Consider the following 19,516-nt stretch of genomic DNA (forward strand, 5'->3'; position numbering starts at 1 on the left):
TTTGCGGACTGCTCGGGACGAAGGCCGTCCCGGTTCCCGGTGTTTTCCCGGCGCGGAAGCCGCCGCGTGTCGATCATGAGCCGGAAACAACCTTGCGGCACGGGTGCCCTGGGGCTGCGACCTAGAGTCCCAGCAGTGCGGCGGCGTTGCGGTAGAGCAGCTTGTCCTGCACTTCCGGCCGGAAGCTTTCCCGGAACTCATGGACGCAGGAGAGCGGAGTGAAGGGATAGGCGGAGCCGAAGAGCATGCGGTCCTGCATGTAGAAGTTGCCAGCCCGGATGTAGTCGTCCTGCCCGGGGAGGTGGAAGAAGTAGAGATCGGGGCAGACGTAGATGTTTTTCTGATAGAAGCAGATGCCGAGTATTTCCTGCACAAAGGGCCAGCAGCCGTGGGCGGCGACGAAGTTGACCTCCGGAAAATCGAAGGCGATTCTGCTCAGACGCTGCGGATCGGAGTAAGTTCTGTCGGGCCCGGCCCGGCCGCCGATCATGAGAATGACGGGAATGCGGCGACGTTCGCATTCGGCATAGAAGGGATAAAGGCGCGCGTCGTCCACGTAGCGGGGCCGGTCGAGGGCTCCCGGTTCGAGCACCACGCCCTTGAGCGGCCCGTCCACGCACACGCGGAGCATTTCCCTGACGCCTTCCTTGGGGTCGGAGGCGTCTATGCCCGCAAGGCCCACGAACTTTCCGGGATATTCCTTCATGAGGCGTATGATTTCATCGTTGGGCACGTTGCCCTTGCGGTGGCCGACGCGTCCGGTGGCCACGCCCATGTCGATGCCGTTTTCCTCCATTTCCTGGAGCAGCAGCTCCATGGATTCCTGTCGGGCGGACGGCGAACGCTGCAATCCTATGTTGTCGGCGTAGAAGTCCGCGGCGGCCTTGTCCGCGTACATGCCGACATGAAGAAAGCCCCCGAACGGGGGGCGGAGACGAAAGTCGATGACCATGAGTTACTCTTTCCCCCTGATGTCGAGCTTGAGGATTTCGGCGGCGTTGTTGCACATGAGATCGGGAAGAATTTCAGGCGTGAACAGCTTGCGGAAGGCGTGAACGCAGTCCAGAGGCAGGAAGGGATAGGCGGAGGCGTACAGAATGCGTTTGCGCATGTAGGTGTGCGCGGCCGTGACGTAGTCCTGCCAGCCCGGCTGATTGAAGAGGTAGAGATCCGGACTCAGATAGATGTTCGGCTGCACGAAGCACACGCCGAGCACGGCCTGCACCCACGGCCAGCCGCCGTGCGACACGATGAATTTTACGGTGGGGAAATCCGAGGCTATCTTGTGGATGATGCGGGGAAAGCTGTAGTCCACGTTGGGGCCCGCGTTGCCGCCGAGCATGACCATGACGGGAATGTCGTACTTTTCGCATTCCGCGTACAGGGGGTAGAGCAGGGCGTCGTCGCCGTACATGGGAGGCCGCACGGCTCCCGGTTCGAGCACCACGCCTTTGAGCGGACCGTCCACGACGGTTCTGTGAATTTCCTTCAGCGACCAGCGCCAGTCCAGCGGATTGAGTCCGGCAAAGCCCACGAAGCGGTCGGGCCAGGTCTGCACCAGCTCAAGGATGTTGTCGTTGCTCATGCCTCCGGCAAAGTGAGCCACGCGCCCGGTGGCCACGCCCATGTCGATGCCGTTTCTGTCCATGTCCTGAAGAAGCAGTTCCATGCTTTCTTCCGCGATGGACGGGGCCAGCCCCTTGCCGATGTTGGACGCGTAGCTCGCGCAGCGCGCCTTGTTGGTGTACATGCCGAGTTTGACATAGTCCCCGAAGGGAGGGCGAAGGCGGAAATCGATGACCATGAAAGGAGTCCTCCTGCATGGTGGAAAAAGGAGGGGGCGGCCCGGCATGCGCCGTGCGCCGTCGAGGAGGCACTGCTGCGCAGAAAAGCGTCCGTCCGCCGGGTCGACGACGCGGCGGACGGCGGTTTAGCGGCAGAAATTGGCGCGCACGCGCTTTTCGTATACGGGCGCGGGAACGCTGGCCCGTCCGGCTTCAATGACCTTGAGCAGCCATGCCATGTTGCGTCCCAGCACCTGCATGGTCTGAACGCCTTCCGCGTCCTGCGAGAGAAATTCTTCGGGCTTCCAGCCGAAGGCGATGTTCCAGTACTGACTGTTCACCGTGATGAGGTTGGAGCAGTTGAGGTAGTTGCCGAGCTGCTGCGCGGCGCTTACGGCTCCGGCCCTGCGGCAGACGGCAATGGCCGTGGCGGGCTTGGGACCCCAGCCTTCGAGATGCTCCGTGGCGTAGAGAAGCCTGTCGAGACAGGCCTTGAACGTGCCGGGAATGCCCATGTAGTGCACGGGGCATCCCAGAATAAGGCCGTCATATTCGGGAAGTTTGTCGATGATCTCGTTGACGATGTCGTTGTGGATGCAGTGATGCCCGTTGGTGCGGCATTTGCGGCAGTCCACGCATCCGGCCACGGCCTTGGATCCGATGTGGATGATGTCGAGGCCGATGTTTTCCTTGGCTAGCTCTTCTCCGACAAGATTGATGGCGTGCCAGGTGACTCCGCGGGGATTCTGACTTCCATTGAGAGCGAGAACTTTCATAATGAATCCTTTTGAATAGATGATGACGGACTTTTGAACAGTGTTGCCTGTCTCTATGTATAGTTCATACTTATTGTGTATAACAAAGACTTTTTTTATTCATGGAACATATAAAAAATAAATATGTATTACTCAATATACTGTTCTTTGAGAAGTTCCATGACGGCTGTTGTCTGAGGACTGAGATAGGAGTCGCTGAGATAAGCGAGCACGGGTTGAAAGACGACGAAGTGCTCGATGTCCCTGACGGGAAAGACGTGAGCGGCGTGCGGCGGTATTTCGGTGTTGGGAATGAGGGCCACGGCCGGCGTGGTGTAGAGAAGTTCAAAGAGCAGCGACGGAGTCTGCGTGTCGAGCACCATCTGCGGGCGCAGATGCTTGGCCTGAAAGGCCGCCACGATGGGGCGGAAGCCGTCGGCGTTGGCCCAGCGCCGTGAGAGCAGCAGCGGATACTTCACCAGTTCCTCAAAGGTGACCTGTCCTTCGTGGGAAGGCGGCTCCACCAGATTGGAGTACACGGCCACCATGTGCTGCGGAGGCAGATTGAACGTGGTGTAGCAGTTGTGCGAAAGGTTGAGTCTGAGCACGGCGAGCTCGATGGAGCGCTCCTGAAGATAGCGTTCGATGGTGGGGGAATCGGCCACGACCGTTCGGCAGGAAATGCGGGGATACTTTTCGATGAGCGTGGGAACGATGCTCCGAAAGTAGGATATGCAGTGCGTTCCTATGCCTATGCGCACCTCGCCGCTGAACTCCGAACCGATGTGCCGGATGCTTTCGGCCAGTCCTTCGATGTGACTGAGAATCTGCTGACTCTTGTGGTAGAGAAGCTGTCCTTCCTTGGTGACCTTCCATTTTCCGCTGGAGCGGGAAATGAGGGAGCAGCCCACCTCTTCTTCAAGCTCCTTGAGGCGCAGGCTCAGCGGAGGCTGACTGATGTTCAGCCGCTTTGCGGCCTTGCTTATCTGTCCTTCCTCCACGATGGTGCAGAAGTACAGCATGTCTTTCAGATCCATAATGTCTCCGCGTTTCGGAACATCCTTCAGGAGCTGTTCCGGTTCGGGAAAGGCCGGTCTAGTCGTGCTTTTTCCACGCCAGGGCGGCGGGCCCTTCCATGTTCAGAAGCTCCCAGGTATGGACATGTCTTTCGTCGATGTGGGCGTCTCGTACCGGAGCCCAGCGCTTGTTTTCGGGCGCGGCTCTGTGCTGAATCAGATGCTCTTTGGAGTCGTAGATTTCGTGAAAGAGAAATTCCCGTGGATCGTCGATGTTGCGCTGAAGGCAGTGCGAAATAAGTCCCGGATGTCCGGCGCACGATTTTTCGTAGGCTACGAGCAGCTCGGCGAATTCCTCTTCCATTCCCTGCTTTGCCCGCATGCGGGAAGTGATGGCGTATGCACTCATGGTCGCCTCAGCTCATGTACTGGCCGCCGCACACGTCGAAGGTGCAGCCCGTGGTGAAGGTGGCTTCGTCCAGCATGAAGGAAATGGCTTTTGCGCATTCTTCCGGGGTTCCGATGCGGCCCATGGGCACCCGTTTTTCCGTGGCCTCACGGTTGGGCAGCATGCGCGTGTCTATGGGGCCGGGAGCCACGCAGTTCACCCGGATGTTCTCTCCGGCCACTTCTCTGGCCAGGCCGCGGGTGAAGGCTATGATGCCCGCCTTGCTGGTGGCGTAGGCCGTCTTGGCGTGACCGGGCTGCCCGCCGGCCAGGGAAAATCCGTTGCGTCCGGCCGTGGAGCTGACGAGCACGATGGAGCCGCCGCCGTTTTTGCGCAGCTCGGGCAGCACGGCCCGGCACAGCAGAAACGTGCTGGTGAGATTGTTGGTGAGAATACGGTTCCAGAATTCCAGCGACATTTCCGTCACGGAAGGCGCGGGCGTGGGATTCACGGCGGCCGAATGCACGAGTCCGCGCAGGGGACCGAGTCGGCAGGCTTCCTGCACGAGGCGCGCGCAGTCTTCTTCCCTGGAGAGATCGCACTGCACGCTCGCGCCGTTGATGAAGTCGAGATCCGCCTGTGCGGGAGGCGTGCGGTTCCAGGTGGTGACGACAAGATAGCGGGAACTGAGCAGACGGGCGGCGGCAAGTCCTATCCCCGTGGCGGAGCCGGTAACGATGAGAACGGGTCTGGTCATGATGTCTTCCGTGAAAAGACGGCGGAGGAGAACTCCGCCGCCGGTTTCAGATCATAGGAGGATTTACTTGAGAACGCCGATTTCCCGGTAGTACTTTGCCGCGCCGGGATGCAGGGGAACCGTGGTCTGGCAGGCGACTTCGGGAGTCATGGTGCTCCACAGCGGAACGGCGGTGGCGATGTCTTCTCTGTGCTCGATGATGGACTTGGTGAGCCGATAGGCTAGGTCTTCGGACATGCCGGCGTTCACGATGATTTCCGTGTGCGAGGTAAGGCCGCGGATGCCCTTGGCCTTGCCGTCGTAGGCTTCGGGAGAGAATTCGGTAATGGTCATGCCGTAGTCGTCGGCAACCTTCTGCACCACTGCGGGATCCACGTCGAGGAAGCGGATGTCCACGGTGGACATGATGTCCGTGTACTTGTAGGCGGGCTCTTCGCCGTGATATACGTCCACGTCGATGCGGCCGTCTTTCATCATGTCGATGGAGTCGGGAATGGACAGGGGGAACAGCTTGGCGCCGTTTTCCCGCAGCTGTTTCCAGCCGATGCCGTAGGCTTCAAAGACCAGCCGGGGCACCATTTCGTTGTTGCCGCCGGTGGGGTTGATGTTGATGCGTATGGGCAGTTTTTTATCCCTGATTTCTTCCATGGACTTGATGCCCGACGCTTCGGACACCACAATGTGGGTGTGCGCCCTGGTGTTCATATTGACGAGGCCTGCGATGTTGGTCTGCGGCTTCTTGAACGGAGCGATGCCCTTGACGGCCATGTATCCGTTGTTGGACTGGATGACGCCTATCTGACTCTGGTTGTTCTGCACGCGGATGACGTTGGTGAGTCCCGCCGAGGGAAACATGGAGTAGTCGATGTCGGGGTTGTCTTTCATGATGGCGTTGCCCACGGCGCCCATGCCGACATAGAACACGCCGCCCTGATTGCCTGCCGCGGCGTTGATTTCGATTTTGTCGGCCGCGAGCGCGGAGGCGGAGGTGACGAGCGAAAGCAGCAAGGTCAGGGCAACGGTTCCGAACTTGGTGTGCATGACAATCTCCTTGAAGGTAATGAGGTTGGGTGGAAAGCGCATCAGGCAGGAATGCTGTTCCGGCGCTTCTTCATGATCTGGAAGAGAATGACGGCAGCGGCAAGGGCGATGCCGAGCAGGTCGGTGACCGATCCGGGCATGACCATGCACAGGCCGCCGCCGATGAGCATGAGTCTTTCGACGATGCTCGCGGGCACGAGCAGATATCCCTGCACGCCGCCGGCCAGGAGCACCACGCCGATGATGCTGGTGACGACGGCCAGGGCGATGGCGGGTCCGCTGCCCTGCGCTGCCAGTTCCGGCGCGTAGATGAACATGAAGGGAACGATGAAGGCGATGGTGCCGAGTTTTGCCGCGGTGAAGCCGGTCTTCATGGCCGGAGCCTCGGCAATGGCCGCGCCTGCGAAGGCAGCCTGACATACCGGCGGAGTGATGACGGAGAGAATGGCGAAGTAGAAGCAGAACATGTGGGCGACGATGGGCAGGCAGCCGGCCTTGATGAGGGCGGGAGCGCCGAGGGTGGCCACGATGATGTAGGCGGGAGCGGTGGGCACGCCCATGCCCAGCACGAGGCAGGTGATCATGAGGCAGACGCACAGCAGGAAGAGATTGTTGCCGGCAAACGAGGTGATGACGGCCATGAGCTTGTAGCCGACGCCGGTGAGGGAGATGACGCCTATGATGATGCCGGCGCAGGCGCAGCAGCTGCCGATCATGAGCACGTTTTTCGCGGAGAGTTCCAACGCTTCGCAGAAGCTGCGGAAGGTGAAGCGGGTTTCGGAGCTGAGCAGCGCGATGAAGGGCACGGAAAGCGTGGCCGCATTGGCGCAGAGGCTGACGCTCTTGCCCATGCACATGATGGCGACGAGTATGACGATGGGGAGCAGATAGTACAGCCTTTTGACGACGCGGGAAACGGGAGGAACGAGCGAGGCGTCGATGTAGCCGAGATTGGTTCTGACGGCCTCGAAGTGGATCATGCTCCAGAGGGAGAGGTAGTAGAGGATGGCGGGCAGCAGAGCGGCCTTGGCGACTTCGAGATAGGGCACGCCTGCGAGATCGGCCATGAGGAAGGCCGCCGCGCCCATGATGGGGGGCATGATCTGTCCTCCGGTGGAGGCCACGGCTTCAACGGCGCCCGCGAAGTGAGGCTGATAGCCGACCTTCTTCATGAGCGGAATGGTGAAGATGCCCGTGCCGTACACGTTGGCCACGGCCGAACCGGAGAAGGTGCCGAACATGCCGGAGGCGAAGATGGCCACCTTGGCGGGCCCGCCCTGCGAGTTTTTGGTGAGAAGGCAGGCGATGTCCATGAAGATGTTCGTCATATTGGAGCGTTCAAGAAACGCGCCGAACATGATGAAACCGAAAATGGTGCCCGTGGCCACGGAGGTGGGAATGCCGTACAGTCCTTCGTTGGAAAGATACATGCATTCGAGGATCATGTCCGGAGTGATGGGCATGCGCTTGAGCGCGGAGGGGAGCACGTCGCCCCAGAAGGCGTAGGCAAGGAAGACGAGCGCTATGATGACCAGCGGAAAGCCCGTGGTTCTGCGCGTGGCCTCAAGGGTGAGGGCAATGGCGCAGGAGCCGAGGAAAAATGCGAGAGGCGGCACTTCTTCGGCATAGCGCATGCGCATCATGATTTCGTCGCTGTGCAGGGTGATGTAAGCCGAAATGGCGATGGCCAGAATACACAGACAGATGTCGAGAAGCACGAGGATCACCGGCTCTTTTTTTCCTTCAACCGGCTTGAACGGAGGGTAGAGAAGGAAAATAAGCACCATGACGAAACCGAGGAAATCGGCCCGCATGGTCGTGCCTTCCAGCACGCCGAAGGCGGTAAAGTAGATCTGGAACAGGGTGAACAGTATCGCTATGGCGGTTGCCACAGGTTTGAGAGATGCTCGTGTCAACATGGGTCCTCCCCCAGTAAAAATGTCGATGAAAAGGATGGCATGTTTTCCTTTTCGGGAGATACTCAATATATATATGACAAGAGAAAAATTATGCTAATACCTTTATCATCATCTCCGTATATATTTTTAATATGAATAATTTATATTATTTGATATTTCAAATTGTTACCGGTGAATAACCTGTGTGTCTCAGCAAGCTGGGACATGAAGGAAGCATCAAAGGAAAAAAATAATTATTTATTTTTCAACATGTTGAAGGGTGGCGTTCAAGGCTGTGTGGGGGGAACTCAAAGAAAACTGATTTTCGATATGGCAGATATATTAAAAATGTCTGCCGCCTGAACTGGTCTGCTCGAGCGACGTATGAGGGGGGGGGCTTTTGTCATCGTAATGTCGAAAAGCCGCACAGCGCTCCGAGAGGGGAGACGCTGAAATAGCGAACAGAAAAGTGAAGAAAACGTATAAATTTAAAAAATGCTGTTAATGATGAAAATTTTTATATTTTTATATGGATTCGTATGTGATTTTTCAAAATATGTATGTATTTTTTATAAATATGTATTGATAAATGCATGTTTTATGAAGTTTTATTATGATATATTATGAATATGTTCATGACGATACAAAAATGAATCAGGCATGACGTATTGACAAAAATCATATTCCGGGAGTCTAGTATGATTAAGGCTGTCATATGCAGAACTGCGGTTCTGTATTTCTGTTCATGTTGAACTAAGGAGTTCTTGTATGTTTCTCCGTCTGTTGGCCTGCGCTGCACTGGCTTTGCAGCTGGCTTTCTTCCCTGTTTCCGGTTTTTCTCCCGCGATTGCCGCCGATCAGAGCGAGCGCGCGTACGACTACGCCGTGCTGCCTCTGGAGCGCAACGGCTACAAGCTGCACTTTGACTGCATGAAGCGTGCGGGCGCTTCGCCGAAGAAGAATATTCTGCTCGTACACGGACTGACCTATTCTTCGCATGAATTCGACGTGAATTACGGCGATTACAGCCTGGTCCGCTTTCTTGCCGATCAGGGCTATGCCGTGTGGCGTCTGGACGTGGCCGGCTATGGTCAGTCGCAGGCGGTGGAAGACGGATTCCTGCCCAATTCGGACTATGCCGCGGAAGACGTGGCGGCCGCAGCCGCGGCGGTGGTGAAGCAGAGCGGCCAGAAAAAGATAGACGTGCTTGGCTGGAGCTGGGGCACGGTGACCAGCAGTCGTTTTGTGGCAAAGCATCCCGACATGGTTCGTCGTCTTGTGCTGTACGCGCCCATTCTGAGCGGACTTGGAGCAGGCAACGTGACTTCGCCGTTCAACAACAACACCTGGATACACGCCGCCGGCGACTTTCAGATGACCGACAAGGGCGATATCGACTACAGCCTCGTGGAACCCGCTGTGGTGGCGGAATTTCAGTCCAACTGCTGGCGCTACGACGGCAGCAGCAGCCCCAACGGCGGCCGCCGCGATCTCGTTTCGGATCCGTCCAATCTGCTTATCTTTCCGGAACAGCTGAAGGTTCCGACGTTCGTCATTGCAGGCGACAAAGATCCGTACATCAACAAGACTCTGTTCCACGCCCTTCAGCCGAAGCTTCCCGCGGGCTCTGAAGTGGTGGAAATCAAGGGCGCTGCCCATGCCATGATGATGGAAAAGCCGTTCTACAAGGACTTCCGCAACAAGGTCATGGCCTTCCTCAATAAGAACTGATGCGGAAGCGGCAATAAAAAAAGGAGTGGGAACGGCCCGGATCTTTCCTAGGCTGCCGCCTGAGCCGACGTTCGGGCAAACAAAAGGCGGATGGACGCAGATCGTTCATCTGCCCTTTTTATTGCATTCAGAGGTTGTAAAAAGACACGCTGCAGGTTGATATAAAATAAGGCTCTGTTCTCGAAAAAGGTTGATTTCGCTTCACGCTGTAAGGGAGTTTTACGCTTCAAACACAAGAAAAGCCCCATTAAGGATACTGAGTCCTTAATGGGGCTTATGCGTTTTTGAGGAGAGCAGACTATTTCAGGAAGCCTAATTCATAGACCATAGGACGCATTTTGTCCGCTAGGTTCAGGACTCATTAAATATAAAAGATGACAATGGCAGCGAGACAAATGGCCGAAAAGAACGTGTGTGCACAACGGTCATAACGCATGGCTATTCTGCGCCAATCCTTGAGTCGGCCGAACATGATTTCTATCTTGTGCCGCTGCTTATAAACCTCCTTGTCATAGACCACCGGAGTTTTTCGGCTGTGTCTGCCAGGAATACACGGCGTGATTCCTTTACGGGACAAGGCATGACGAAACCAGTCGGCATCATAGCCTCTATCCGCCAGAAGCTCCCTGGCCTGCGGCAGAGTATCAAGCAGGACAGCAGCGCCTTTGTAGTCGCTCACCTGACCGCCGGACAGATGGAAGGCCAACGGTTGACCGAAGGCATTGCAGACAGCGTGGAGTTTTGAATTCAGGCCGCCTTTTGTGCGTCCGATACATCGGGAAAGGCCCCTTTTTTCAGCAAACTTGCTGCTGTCCTGTGTGCCTTGAGATGTGTGGTATCAATCATCAAGCGTGTTGTGGAGCCGTTTTGTTCAACAAGCTCCGCAAAAATCCTGTTAAAGACACCCAATCGGCTCCAGCGGATAAAACGATTGTAGAGAGTTTTGTATGGTCCATACTCGCGCGGGGCATCTTTCCATTGCAGGCCATGCTTGATGACATAGATAATGCCGCTGACGACACGCCTGTCATCGACTCTCGGAATGCCGTGGGAACGAGGAAAGTAGCGTTTGATACGAGCAATCTGTTCATGAGAAAGATAAAAAAGTTCCTTCATGGCATCCTCCCTATGCCGACAATAAGAACTTTTTACCCTTTTGGCAATTAATGAGTCCTGAGCCTAGTTGAGCGATATTTTCCTAGAGCAGTGCAAAGAGCTGTCAGGAGTGAGAGGAGAGGGGCAGAATATTTAAGTTCAAAAAAATCAAAAAAAATATATTTTTTAGAACTTAACTTTCATGAACTCTTGGGTTAGAAAAAGAAAAAGGGGGAGAGTTCGTGAAAAGAAAAGTCGAAACGCTGCTTTTGTATTGGAAAAAGAGGCCCGACGAAGAACGGAAGCCGCTTCTTTTGAACGGCGCGAGACAGGTTGGAAAAACCTATATTCTGCGCAAGTTTGGGGAAGAGCAGTTCAGCAACGTGGTCTATGTCAATCTGGAAGCCAACCTGACGGTAGCCTCTTTTTTTGGTGAGAATATATCGCCGGAGCGTTTGATCCGTTATCTGGAATCGGCAAGCGGAGAGAAAATAGTTCCGGGAAAGACACTCCTTATTTTCGATGAAATACAATCCTGTGAACGGGCGCTGACCTCTCTGAAATATTTTTGTGAAGAGGCTCCGCAATATCACGTTGCAGCGGCCGGAAGTCTGCTCGGCGTGGCTGTCAACCGGCAGCGGTATTCGTTTCCCGTGGGTAAGGTTGAGACGACAACGCTGTTTCCTCTTGATTTTGAAGAATTTTTATGGGCTAGAGGGAAGAGTCTTCTTGCTGAAGATATCCGGACGGCCTATGACTTCATGGAGCCACTGCCCGACGGCCTGCATCAGCAGGCGGTGGATCTGTACCGGGAATATCTTATCGTGGGGGGTATGCCAGCCTGTGTGAAAACATTCCTGCAGGAAAAGAGTTTCCTCGACGTTACACTCGTACAAGGACAGATTGTCGATAACTATGTAGCCGACATGGCGAAATATGCTTCGGCTTCTGAAAGCGTCAAAATCAGAGCCTGTTATCAGTCCATTCCCGCTCAGCTTGCCAAGGAAAACAGGAAATTCCAATATAAGGTGGTGCAGAAGGGTGGGAGCTCGGCCATATTCGGAGCTTCCATAGAGTGGCTTAATTTGGCGGGCGTCGTTCTAAAATGCCAGAAAATAAATCATGCTTACGAGCCGATTTCCGTTCACATGGAGCTGGCATCGTTCAAGCTTTATATGGGAGATGTGGGACTGCTGACGTTAAAATCTGGTATTGCACAGCAAACCATTCTTTCCGATCTTGAAAATCAGTTTTTGGGGGCACTTGCGGAAAATTATGTTGCTCAGCAGCTTACCGCTAACGGCTATCCTCTTTTCTATTGGGAAAGTGACGGCTCTGCCGAGCTTGACTTTGTTTTGCAGAAAGAAAACGAGATTACCGGCATTGAGGTAAAGAGCGGAATCAATGTGCGCTCGCGCAGCCTGAATGTCTTCAGTGGAAAATATTATCCGACGTATAACATACGATTTTCTCTTAGGAATTTTGGTCAGGTCGAGAATCTTCGATCTGTGCCGTTGTATGCAGCTTTTTGTGTATAGCTTCTTTTGCAAGACCTCGGATACGTTATTCCTGCGTAGCCCAAAAACTCTTTTACCTGGAATTTAGCTCGCCCTACACACATATACACCACATACTTCGTCAAAAAAAAAAGAAAGTCCCAGATCTCTATGATATTTAGGACTTTCTTTTTTATCCAACGCGCCGTAAAACCCCTCCCTTGAGGGGGAGGATGTCAATTCATGTCGTTCTTCAACGACATTCACTAGATCTATGTTTAGAATGTATACGTGATGCCGCCGCCGAAAATATGCTGAGTATCACGATCAACCATGGGACTATCTTTTATCTCGTCATCCAGGAAAGTCATATTCCAGGAGGCAAAAACACTCCAGTGGTCCGTAAAAGCATAGATTGCCTTCACACCAACAAACGGAGTGATACTTGAGTCCGGTGAATAATAGTTGAACCCGCTTCGACGTGCTTCACTATGGCTGATTCCATAATAATAGTCATTGAAGTCGGAGCTGGAGAACATAACACCAGCGAGAGGCACTACGGACAGGCCGCCCCAGTGTATAGGGTAGGCATAACTGGCACTAGCCATGAAGCCGTCAGTGGTACCCGTGATATCGCCGGAAGCAGAAAGATTCAGGGAGCCAAAATCCGTGGTGAGATTATATCTAAGGGTTGCAAGTACCGTGATGTTACGATTGTCAAGCTGTTTCATGGCGTAGTCATCACTTTTGCTTGACCGAAAGTATTGTGGGAGCAGATTTACGCCCAGAGATACTTTCTGCATGCCGTCGTTCCACAAAAACACTCCTGCTTCCGTATTTTTGAGGTAGAAGCGGGTCCCCTCATAGTCAATGATAGGGGTGGGCAGCACACGAGCGTCGGATCCCTTATACTCAGACTGTACGGCAAATGCTCCGGCACTGATGGAAAAAGTATCCGCCATGACTGGTTTTCCAGAAAGCATGAGTGCTGCTGCCAACAGAATTGCAAAACGTAGTTTCATCACAAACTCCTTGAAAAGTGGTGTGGAAAAAGGGATACTTTTTTCAGAACATTAAGTCAACGCGTGTTGACATTTGAAAACCGGCTCTAGGGATAGAATAGTCATGGACAATAAAAAGGAAATAAAACCTGACTGCTATATACAAAAGCAGCAGAATCAAGAAGTCTCAGGACAGAAACGTAACGCTTCTAGGACAAAGGCTAGGATCCTTGAAAGTGCAGAGAGACTTTTCACCAAGAATCCTTATGACAACGTCACAATGCGCCAGATTGCTTCTATGGCAGGAGTAGATCCTTCGTTGATAATTCGTTATTTTTCTTCTAAAGAAGAACTATTTTCTGCTGTATTAGATAATATAAGTTCTAGAAGAGAGTTTTTTTACGATGAAGATGCAGATAAAGATTTCATTATACGAACATTAAAAATATTATCTAACCATAATAATATAGATAATAACTATATATTGAATATTATTATGCTTTCATCACAATCAAATAAAGCAAAAGAAATTATTAAAAAAAGAACAAAGCTAATTTTTGATAATTTGAAAAGAGAAAACATCAATAACACTCTAGCCTATATATCGGTATCTTGTGCTATTGGATCTATATTAATAAATAGCATATTAGAAGAAGAAAACAGTGAATGTATACCAATTGAAGATATACAAAAAGCTTTGAAAAAAATATTTGATCTATCACAATCTATGGATTGATACTTTCTACAGCCTTTAGGTTTGTGAGAATGTCAACCGACTTTAACAAGAGATTTGCAGACACGTCTTAGAAAGCGGCTACAGGAAAGCTTCTGGAGTAAAAAAGAGAAGCCTCGTACAAAAAAACCTTTCAAGGACATTTGAACGGGGCTTTTTCAGGTTCTTTGAAGAGTGGAATGCGGTCGGCCAGCAATTTCTAATAGAGCTGTTTTCTATTCAGATGCCTCAGTGAAAAAGCTTCTGTATTTATCGGCTATCGGATGCTTCGCCGGGTTGTTCTCAAATTCAAGAACATATCCGATGTTGTCAAAAGGAATGAGCGTAGACGTTTTCTCCATGTGATTGATACTGCCTAAGGGGGTCTGGCCGAGCGATAGGAAATAGTCGCTGCCGTCCATGGCGTAGGACACCGTGACAGCCTTATTCAGGCAGATGCCTGTGTCGTCGTAGCGTTCCATGGTTCCTATGAAACCGAATTTACCGTCTTTTGTCACTACGAGGGAAAGATTACCGTTTTCCATGATTCTCTCTGTTTTTTAGCTAGTTCAAGCCTCATGCGAAGCAGTGCTTTGTCCTGGCAACCTTTTATGATATCGCGCAGTTCCTCATGCACGTACCTTGCCATGCTCGCCATGAAGTAGGCGTCGCACACATCAAAAGTCCGTTCCCCAGCGCCAAGATTCGCTATGAGTGCACTTTCGAAAACAGCCTTGTCCCGCATCATTTCCTTGGTTGCCGTTCCTGTGCCTGTAGCGAACTTTTTTATTGTCGCAGGGGCTGAAAAATGGAATGCTGTATTCGGGAAAGCGGTCATAAGCGTCATTTTCAGAATGCCGCCGTACTCGGCAAGAGAATACGTTCTATGCACGGAGTCGAACGAATAGTCTTCATACACGGCGGCGGAAAGGCCGTCGGCAGAACGCTCTCTTATAAAACTGATTATTTCGTCCGCCCGGCTTCTATAGAAGAGAATGTCGGAAGCGTAGTCTTTCTTACGACACCCTGTTTTGCTGTTGTACGTGGCAAGAGTTCTGCCGCGCTCGTCCAGCAATACAACACCGGTGTTGGTAATGGACGGGTCTATGCCCGCGTAGGTTTTCATTCCAAACCCACGCTTTTGCGCATATCGCAGTCCTGAATGAAATCGCCGTTACTGTAGTACCCTGTGTTACCGCATATAAAGCAATACCAGGAGCCTGGATCTCCGTCTTTATCCCAGGTATGTCGGTGGCACTGATGACATGGTTCTACGGGTATGGAATCGGCAGACATCTTCTTTATGCGACGCTGCCTGATTCTCTGTATGTGCAGTATGTTTTCCAAGTGACTGTCTCCGCATGATTATGCTGTAGTTTGCGGACGTCACAAGAAATGTTTAATATTTACTTTTTTTGTTTGAAAAGTTTTAGTTCTCAACCATCGTACGCAGTACAAACTCATCGAACAACGGCACAGTGAATTCAAGTTCGCCGTATTCGGATCGAAGATGACGCTGCTTGCTATGAGACTGTTGCGAAGTTGGCTTATGTGAAAAAACATAACCTATATACAACCTTTGATAAGTTAAAAGGTGATAGATTTAACTATTTGATTTTATAAATTTATTTGATTTTAGAGTGAAAATTCAGACAATGTCACTTCTACCAATTGACCTGTACTCGTATTCATTGTATATCTAATATAGAAGGGACGTGTCTCCTGAAGAAAGTATTGCTTGCGTTCCTTTCATCATACACTGTGGACACCCGTCTCTTTCCCCACCTGAGTGTCCACAGTTGCTCGGCAGACCTTGCTACTTTGATCTTACCTGCAAGGTCTGCCTTCTTTTTTAATTTTCTTGCCCTGCCTCCACATTTCAGATATATCTTCCGATAAGAATGGATTTCAAGCGTTTCCATACAACTCCTGACAGGAGGCACTTAATGAAACGCCGTTCGTTTCTTCGCGTTTTCGCTGCTATTTGCAGTATTGGTCTCTCCGCTACCGTTTTGTCGGGGTGCGTGCCACCTCCACCACCCCCACACGGGCATCGCCCTCCTCCGGGACGAGTTCCACGGCGTCCACCTCCTCCGCGATCGGGATTCAGGCCTCCACACAGATAACCAAACAAAGGATTTTTTAGGCTATCAATGAGGCGGGGCCGTGTGGCAAGTCAGCGTCATCAGAGGTTTCGGTTTGAAATCTCAGACACTGGAACCTGCCAGTGCTGCTTGAAAAAGCCGCTCTTTGTCATCTTTGCACAGTATGCTGTGCCGATTTTGGTATTTAGTGTTTTTGTTTCGTTGTTTTTCTTGACGAAGCATTGATTTTAAGCTCTTATTTAACAACGCTGAGTGTTAGCATATTCCGTGTTCAGCGTTCCTGTGATAAATGAATATTCATTTGTCACAATATCCCCTTGAATCATCCTGTTCTGGCCCCATGCAGGCAGGATGATTCTTTTTTTTTGCAGATAGCTTAATTAAATTAAAAAATGCAGGGAGCGCAGTGTTGCACTCCCTGCATTGCGTCATGGGTTACGACAGCAGAAAAATAATCAATGTGCCATATATTCGAGAATGTAAGGCCGTCATTCCTACCTGAAGAACAAACTATCATCCCTTAGCTATTGACAGACACCTCGATAAGGAAAGATTCCTTATCGAGGTTTTCTTCAGTAAGATCAAAGAATAACGCAACATAGCAACACGCTATAACAAACTGGCAAATATTTTTGCTGCATTTATTTTGCTGCTTCACTCATCTGGCTTCGATAAGAGGTTTGCAGACACACCCCATCTAGGAAAATCTAGGACAGTTTCCAAAGACTAAACTATACCGTGTTCTCCGGGACGTTCGAATTCGATCTTCTGACTCACTTTAGTATGATAGAAATCAACATTTCCAAATGCAATGAGAATGGGAGAAGCCACGAATATGGACGAAAACGTACCAAAAATAATGCCAAGCGTAATGGTTAGAGCGAAGCTGTGTATTACATTTCCACCAAGAAAATATAGAGCGAGGCTTGCCAGCAACGTGGTTCCAGATGTCATGACAGTACGTGATAGTGTCTGATTCACAGATACGTTGATTACCGACTCCATCGACGGTTTAATATTGCTGTCATGTGGAACATTTCTGAGATTTTCCCGTATTCTGTCATACACGACGATGGTATCATTGATGGAATAGCCAACGAGTGTAAGAAGAGCAGCTATGACATTAAGGTCTATTTCTACATTCAACAGTGTCAGAAGTCCGACTGTAATAATAACGTCATGCACAAGTGCCAACGTAGCCCCTAGAGCAAAATTAAGCTTGAGCTTCCAACAACATACAAATGTGATTATTAATCCTAAAAACACCCCCCAAAGTTTACTCAATCCTATATAGGATACGCCATACACTGCACCATAGAGAACCGCAACCATGATACCAGCAGTTATCCAGCTATGTTCAAATCGGCCAGATATATAGACCGTTATCAAAAGAACAGCGTAGAACACGGCTTCAATTGCCATATTCCTTAAGTCATTGCCGACTTTAGGTCCCACTGACTCAATTCTTTGTATCATGAACTTGTTATCAGGAAGAGTTTTGTGAAGTGTGTCTGTCACACGTTGCCTTAATTCCTGAGTCGATTCATCGGATACGGAAAAACGTAGCATGTAGTTTCGATTATCAGTATCCACCTGCTGGACTATCAAACCAGGTAAATTGACATCTTCTAATGCTGCTTTTACCTGTTCATCGGGAATCGGCTGTTCAAATGATATTTGAACAACTACACCACCGGTGAAATCAACGCCATATTTGAGTCCACCATTCAGTAGAATGGCAACCAAACCAATCAGTGCCGTTATGCACGAGACCGCATAGGCTATTTTTCGAAAGCCCACGAAGTCAATATGTGTTTCATGAGAAAAGATAGCTAAAGCCATGACAACTCCTTCTTGTCAAATGGAACACAGTCGTTATACGAGACTGTCCTTGTTTAAACCGACTTGTCATCATGGCCAGATGAAAAAGTAATGTCAACTCATTGTAATTTTTAGAAATATTTTTATATGAAAAAGGCTCTGAAGATGAAAAATCTGAACAGTTTTTATGTGATTTCTTGAAATTGGTGATAAAAATTAAATGAAAGCCTCATAAAATGAATTATTTTATTCAAGTAGTAAAATGAATTTTTTATCCATAAAATTTACTTTTTGAAAATTAAAGGGGGGATCTTAGTTAAGACCCGCAATTATCCAACGCGACGTAAAACCTCTCCCTTCAGGGAGAGGTTAGAAGGATCACCTCCAATGCAGCACAGGAAATTCGGCAAGAGTTTTCTGGCTGCAAACGCGGAAAAAAATGAAAAGACCCGAACGCGGTGTTCCGGGCCTTTTTCAAAAAGAGGGAGTTCTTCAGGTAGGTTGTTCCGTCTTCTTGGAAGTAATCCTGCGACGTTTATGCATATGACGGACAATGCAGGAAAGAGTGAAGTTGATAATGAAGTAGATGAGTGCTGCAAAGCCGAAAATGGCCGCGACTTGCTGTATACCCACGGTCTGCCCCGTGTATCGCGGCAGAAGAGCTAGCGCGTTTCTGGAACGGAACATGAGTTCTGCCACGGCTACCATGGAAAGGAAGGATGTATCTTTGACCACGGTGATGATCTGACTGAGCAGCGTGGGAACGATGTTCTGGAAGCACTGGGGCAGGATGATGTAGATGAGCGTCTGCACGAAGTCGAAGCCCTGGGAGGATGCAGCCTCGAACTGCCCCTTGGGGATGGAGTTAAGTCCGCCGCGGATGATTTCCGCAATGGTGGCGGAGGTGAAGAGCACAAAGGCGAAGGAGCAGCGCAGAAAGGCCGTAGGCAGGGGCGCATACACATAGCAGATGAGCACCCACATTAGATTAGGCGTATTGCGGAAGATTTCGATATACACGCCCGCGAGTCTGCCGAGGATGAATTTGTCGTAGCTTCGCAGCAGTGCCAGAATAAGCCCGAAAAAGATGCTGCATATCACGATGACGACAGAAAGCTCGATGACGAGCCATGCACCGCCAAGCAGATAAGTAAGTATTTCGGGTGTAAAGGTGCGGGTAATGACCTCGATCACGACAGTTCTTCCTCTATTTTTCTGAGCTCTTCGCTGGCATGGCTGTCCTTTTTCTTCAGTTTTTCCTCATAGCGCCGTCCCCAGGTAGAAAGAGGGAAGCATAGGAGAAAATACAGTACGCCACATACCAGAAACGGCGGCCCGTAGATGCTAGCTCCGCTGGTGGCCCAGTCGTTGGTGCGGTTCATAAGATCCGTGCCGCCGATGAGGGCGATGACGGAGGTGTTCTTGATAAGGTTCACCATCTGGTTTACCAGCGGAGGGAGTATGATTTTCACCGTCTGGGGGAGTATGACCCAGCGCATGGTCTGTACATAGGTGAATCCCTGGGAGGCTGCGGCTTCCGACTGTCCGTGTGGGATGGACTGTATGCCTGCGCGCACCACTTCGGCGATGTACGCGCCGTGATAGATGCCCACGGCGAAGATGCCCACGCTTACCTGTCCCATCATCACCCCGATATAGGGCAGGGCGAGGTAGAACACATAGGCCTGCAACACCAGCGGCGTATTCTGGATAGCTTCCACATAGGCCCGAGCCACGTTTCTCGGCAGAAGAAAATGCGAGGTGGACATGACGCCGAACACGACGCCCAGAGCCAGGGCCAGCGCCAGCGCGGCGATGGAAACCATCACGGTTACGCCGAAGGCCTGAAGGAAAAGCTGCCAGTCGGCCAGAAAGACGAGCCAGCAGGAGGGAGACAGTATTTGCTCGATCACGGT

20 protein-coding genes are annotated in these 19,516 nt (G+C 51.2%); 4 read left to right on the forward strand and 16 right to left on the reverse strand.

Translation table 11 applies throughout. The annotated features are described in order from the left end of the window. Positions 1–121: 121 nt before the first annotated feature. The 8 genes from ABGT79_RS10220 to ABGT79_RS10255 form a co-directional block, all read right to left on the reverse strand. Complete coding sequence (locus tag ABGT79_RS10220; RefSeq protein ID WP_346666078.1) at positions 122–952, reverse strand: amidohydrolase family protein; 831 nt, start codon at positions 950–952, stop codon at positions 122–124. A 3-nt stretch (positions 953–955) separates the two neighbouring features. Continuing rightward, positions 956–1,804 carry an amidohydrolase family protein gene (locus ABGT79_RS10225; protein ID WP_346666079.1) on the reverse strand — a complete coding sequence of 283 codons (849 nt, stop codon included), beginning with the start codon at positions 1,802–1,804 and terminating at the stop codon, positions 956–958. A 126-nt stretch (positions 1,805–1,930) separates the two neighbouring features. Continuing rightward, complete coding sequence (locus ABGT79_RS10230) at positions 1,931–2,560, reverse strand: flavodoxin family protein (protein WP_346666080.1); 630 nt, start codon at positions 2,558–2,560, stop codon at positions 1,931–1,933. A 128-nt stretch (positions 2,561–2,688) separates the two neighbouring features. Next, positions 2,689–3,576 carry a LysR family transcriptional regulator gene (locus ABGT79_RS10235; RefSeq protein WP_346666081.1) on the reverse strand — a complete coding sequence of 296 codons (888 nt, stop codon included), beginning with the start codon at positions 3,574–3,576 and terminating at the stop codon, positions 2,689–2,691. 58 nt (positions 3,577–3,634) lie between these two features. Next, positions 3,635–3,964 carry an antibiotic biosynthesis monooxygenase family protein gene (locus ABGT79_RS10240; RefSeq protein WP_346666082.1) on the reverse strand — a complete coding sequence of 110 codons (330 nt, stop codon included), beginning with the start codon at positions 3,962–3,964 and terminating at the stop codon, positions 3,635–3,637. A gap of 7 nt (positions 3,965–3,971) precedes the next feature. Beyond that, positions 3,972–4,700, reverse strand: a complete 729-nt coding sequence (locus ABGT79_RS10245; RefSeq protein ID WP_346666083.1) for an SDR family NAD(P)-dependent oxidoreductase — start codon at positions 4,698–4,700, stop codon at positions 3,972–3,974. Between the two features lie 63 nt (positions 4,701–4,763). Then, positions 4,764–5,741, reverse strand: coding sequence for a TAXI family TRAP transporter solute-binding subunit (locus tag ABGT79_RS10250; protein WP_346666084.1), 978 nt, complete (start codon positions 5,739–5,741; stop codon positions 4,764–4,766). A 41-nt stretch (positions 5,742–5,782) separates the two neighbouring features. After that, the gene (locus ABGT79_RS10255) at positions 5,783–7,660 is read right to left on the reverse strand and encodes a TRAP transporter permease (protein ID WP_346666085.1); all 1,878 of its coding nucleotides are present in this window, start codon (positions 7,658–7,660) and stop codon (positions 5,783–5,785) included. A gap of 204 nt (positions 7,661–7,864) precedes the next feature. Between ABGT79_RS10255 and ABGT79_RS10260 the strand changes: the two genes are divergently transcribed. Both ABGT79_RS10260 and ABGT79_RS10265 read left to right on the forward strand, forming a co-directional pair. Beyond that, a complete protein-coding gene (locus ABGT79_RS10260) occupies positions 7,865–8,002 on the forward strand; it encodes a hypothetical protein (RefSeq protein WP_346666086.1) in 138 nt (45 codons plus the stop codon). A 405-nt stretch (positions 8,003–8,407) separates the two neighbouring features. Next, the gene (locus ABGT79_RS10265; RefSeq protein WP_346666087.1) at positions 8,408–9,370 is read left to right on the forward strand and encodes an alpha/beta hydrolase; all 963 of its coding nucleotides are present in this window, start codon (positions 8,408–8,410) and stop codon (positions 9,368–9,370) included. 361 nt (positions 9,371–9,731) lie between these two features. Here ABGT79_RS10265 and ABGT79_RS10270 read toward each other — a convergent pair. After that, positions 9,732–10,486, reverse strand: a protein-coding gene (locus ABGT79_RS10270; RefSeq protein WP_346664755.1) for an IS5 family transposase whose coding sequence is annotated in 2 segments (ribosomal slippage) — positions 9,732–10,153 and positions 10,153–10,486 — 756 coding nt in all. Because the reading frame shifts where the segments join, the coding sequence is not laid out codon by codon here. A 221-nt stretch (positions 10,487–10,707) separates the two neighbouring features. Here ABGT79_RS10270 and ABGT79_RS10275 point away from each other — a divergent pair. After that, on the forward strand, positions 10,708–12,003 hold the full coding sequence (locus ABGT79_RS10275) for an ATP-binding protein (protein WP_346666088.1): 1,296 nt from the start codon (positions 10,708–10,710) through the stop codon (positions 12,001–12,003). Between the two features lie 236 nt (positions 12,004–12,239). On the opposite strand, the gene ABGT79_RS10280 is transcribed toward ABGT79_RS10275, so the two are convergent. Continuing rightward, entirely contained in the window at positions 12,240–12,983 is a 744-nt protein-coding gene (locus tag ABGT79_RS10280) for a MipA/OmpV family protein (RefSeq protein WP_346666089.1), read from the reverse strand. A 103-nt stretch (positions 12,984–13,086) separates the two neighbouring features. Between ABGT79_RS10280 and ABGT79_RS10285 the strand changes: the two genes are divergently transcribed. Then, a complete protein-coding gene (locus tag ABGT79_RS10285; RefSeq protein ID WP_346666090.1) occupies positions 13,087–13,698 on the forward strand; it encodes a TetR/AcrR family transcriptional regulator in 612 nt (203 codons plus the stop codon). 212 nt (positions 13,699–13,910) lie between these two features. Here the strand turns inward: ABGT79_RS10285 and ABGT79_RS10290 are convergent, their stop codons facing one another. The 6 genes from ABGT79_RS10290 to ABGT79_RS10315 all read right to left on the reverse strand — a co-directional run bounded on the left by ABGT79_RS10290 (position 13,911) and on the right by ABGT79_RS10315 (position 19,513). Beyond that, positions 13,911–14,156 (reverse strand): hypothetical protein, encoded by a 246-nt coding sequence (locus ABGT79_RS10290; protein ID WP_346666091.1) that lies wholly within the window; start codon positions 14,154–14,156, stop codon positions 13,911–13,913. Between the two features lie 35 nt (positions 14,157–14,191). Further along, positions 14,192–14,800, reverse strand: coding sequence for a crossover junction endodeoxyribonuclease RuvC (locus ABGT79_RS10295; protein ID WP_346666092.1), 609 nt, complete (start codon positions 14,798–14,800; stop codon positions 14,192–14,194). Between the two features lie 562 nt (positions 14,801–15,362). Continuing rightward, positions 15,363–15,596, reverse strand: coding sequence for a hypothetical protein (locus ABGT79_RS10300; RefSeq protein ID WP_346666093.1), 234 nt, complete (start codon positions 15,594–15,596; stop codon positions 15,363–15,365). A gap of 909 nt (positions 15,597–16,505) precedes the next feature. Further along, positions 16,506–17,621 (reverse strand): protein translocase subunit SecF, encoded by a 1,116-nt coding sequence (gene secF, locus ABGT79_RS10305; RefSeq protein WP_346666094.1) that lies wholly within the window; start codon positions 17,619–17,621, stop codon positions 16,506–16,508. A 471-nt stretch (positions 17,622–18,092) separates the two neighbouring features. Further along, positions 18,093–18,794, reverse strand: coding sequence for an amino acid ABC transporter permease (locus tag ABGT79_RS10310; RefSeq protein ID WP_346666095.1), 702 nt, complete (start codon positions 18,792–18,794; stop codon positions 18,093–18,095). After that, positions 18,791–19,513 (reverse strand): amino acid ABC transporter permease, encoded by a 723-nt coding sequence (locus tag ABGT79_RS10315; protein WP_346666096.1) that lies wholly within the window; start codon positions 19,511–19,513, stop codon positions 18,791–18,793. Before ABGT79_RS10315 ends, ABGT79_RS10310 begins: the two co-directional genes overlap by 4 nt. Positions 19,514–19,516 lie beyond the last annotated feature (3 nt).

The sequence above is a fragment of the uncultured Mailhella sp. genome, assembly GCF_963931295.1.
Classification (GTDB): Bacteria; Desulfobacterota; Desulfovibrionia; order Desulfovibrionales; family Desulfovibrionaceae; genus Mailhella.

Bases quoted from the DNA above. Each gene is read 5' to 3' on its own strand.
- ABGT79_RS10220 (WP_346666078.1), bottom strand. From the start codon at position 952: ATGGTCATCGACTTTCGTCTCCGCCCCCCGTTCGGGGGCTTTCTTCAT.
- ABGT79_RS10225 (WP_346666079.1), bottom strand. From the start codon at position 1,804: ATGGTCATCGATTTCCGCCTTCGCCCTCCCTTCGGGGACTATGTCAAA.
- ABGT79_RS10230 (WP_346666080.1), bottom strand. From the start codon at position 2,560: ATGAAAGTTCTCGCTCTCAATGGAAGTCAGAATCCCCGCGGAGTCACC.
- ABGT79_RS10235 (WP_346666081.1), bottom strand. From the start codon at position 3,576: ATGGATCTGAAAGACATGCTGTACTTCTGCACCATCGTGGAGGAAGGA.
- ABGT79_RS10240 (WP_346666082.1), bottom strand. From the start codon at position 3,964: ATGAGTGCATACGCCATCACTTCCCGCATGCGGGCAAAGCAGGGAATG.
- ABGT79_RS10245 (WP_346666083.1), bottom strand. From the start codon at position 4,700: ATGACCAGACCCGTTCTCATCGTTACCGGCTCCGCCACGGGGATAGGA.
- ABGT79_RS10250 (WP_346666084.1), bottom strand. From the start codon at position 5,741: ATGCACACCAAGTTCGGAACCGTTGCCCTGACCTTGCTGCTTTCGCTC.
- ABGT79_RS10255 (WP_346666085.1), bottom strand. From the start codon at position 7,660: ATGTTGACACGAGCATCTCTCAAACCTGTGGCAACCGCCATAGCGATA.
- ABGT79_RS10260 (WP_346666086.1), top strand. From the start codon at position 7,865: ATGAAGGAAGCATCAAAGGAAAAAAATAATTATTTATTTTTCAACATG.
- ABGT79_RS10265 (WP_346666087.1), top strand. From the start codon at position 8,408: ATGTTTCTCCGTCTGTTGGCCTGCGCTGCACTGGCTTTGCAGCTGGCT.
- ABGT79_RS10280 (WP_346666089.1), bottom strand. From the start codon at position 12,983: ATGAAACTACGTTTTGCAATTCTGTTGGCAGCAGCACTCATGCTTTCT.
- ABGT79_RS10285 (WP_346666090.1), top strand. From the start codon at position 13,087: ATGGACAATAAAAAGGAAATAAAACCTGACTGCTATATACAAAAGCAG.
- ABGT79_RS10290 (WP_346666091.1), bottom strand. From the start codon at position 14,156: ATGGAACGCTACGACGACACAGGCATCTGCCTGAATAAGGCTGTCACG.
- ABGT79_RS10295 (WP_346666092.1), bottom strand. From the start codon at position 14,800: ATGAAAACCTACGCGGGCATAGACCCGTCCATTACCAACACCGGTGTT.
- ABGT79_RS10300 (WP_346666093.1), bottom strand. From the start codon at position 15,596: ATGGAAACGCTTGAAATCCATTCTTATCGGAAGATATATCTGAAATGT.
- secF (WP_346666094.1), bottom strand. From the start codon at position 17,621: ATGGCTTTAGCTATCTTTTCTCATGAAACACATATTGACTTCGTGGGC.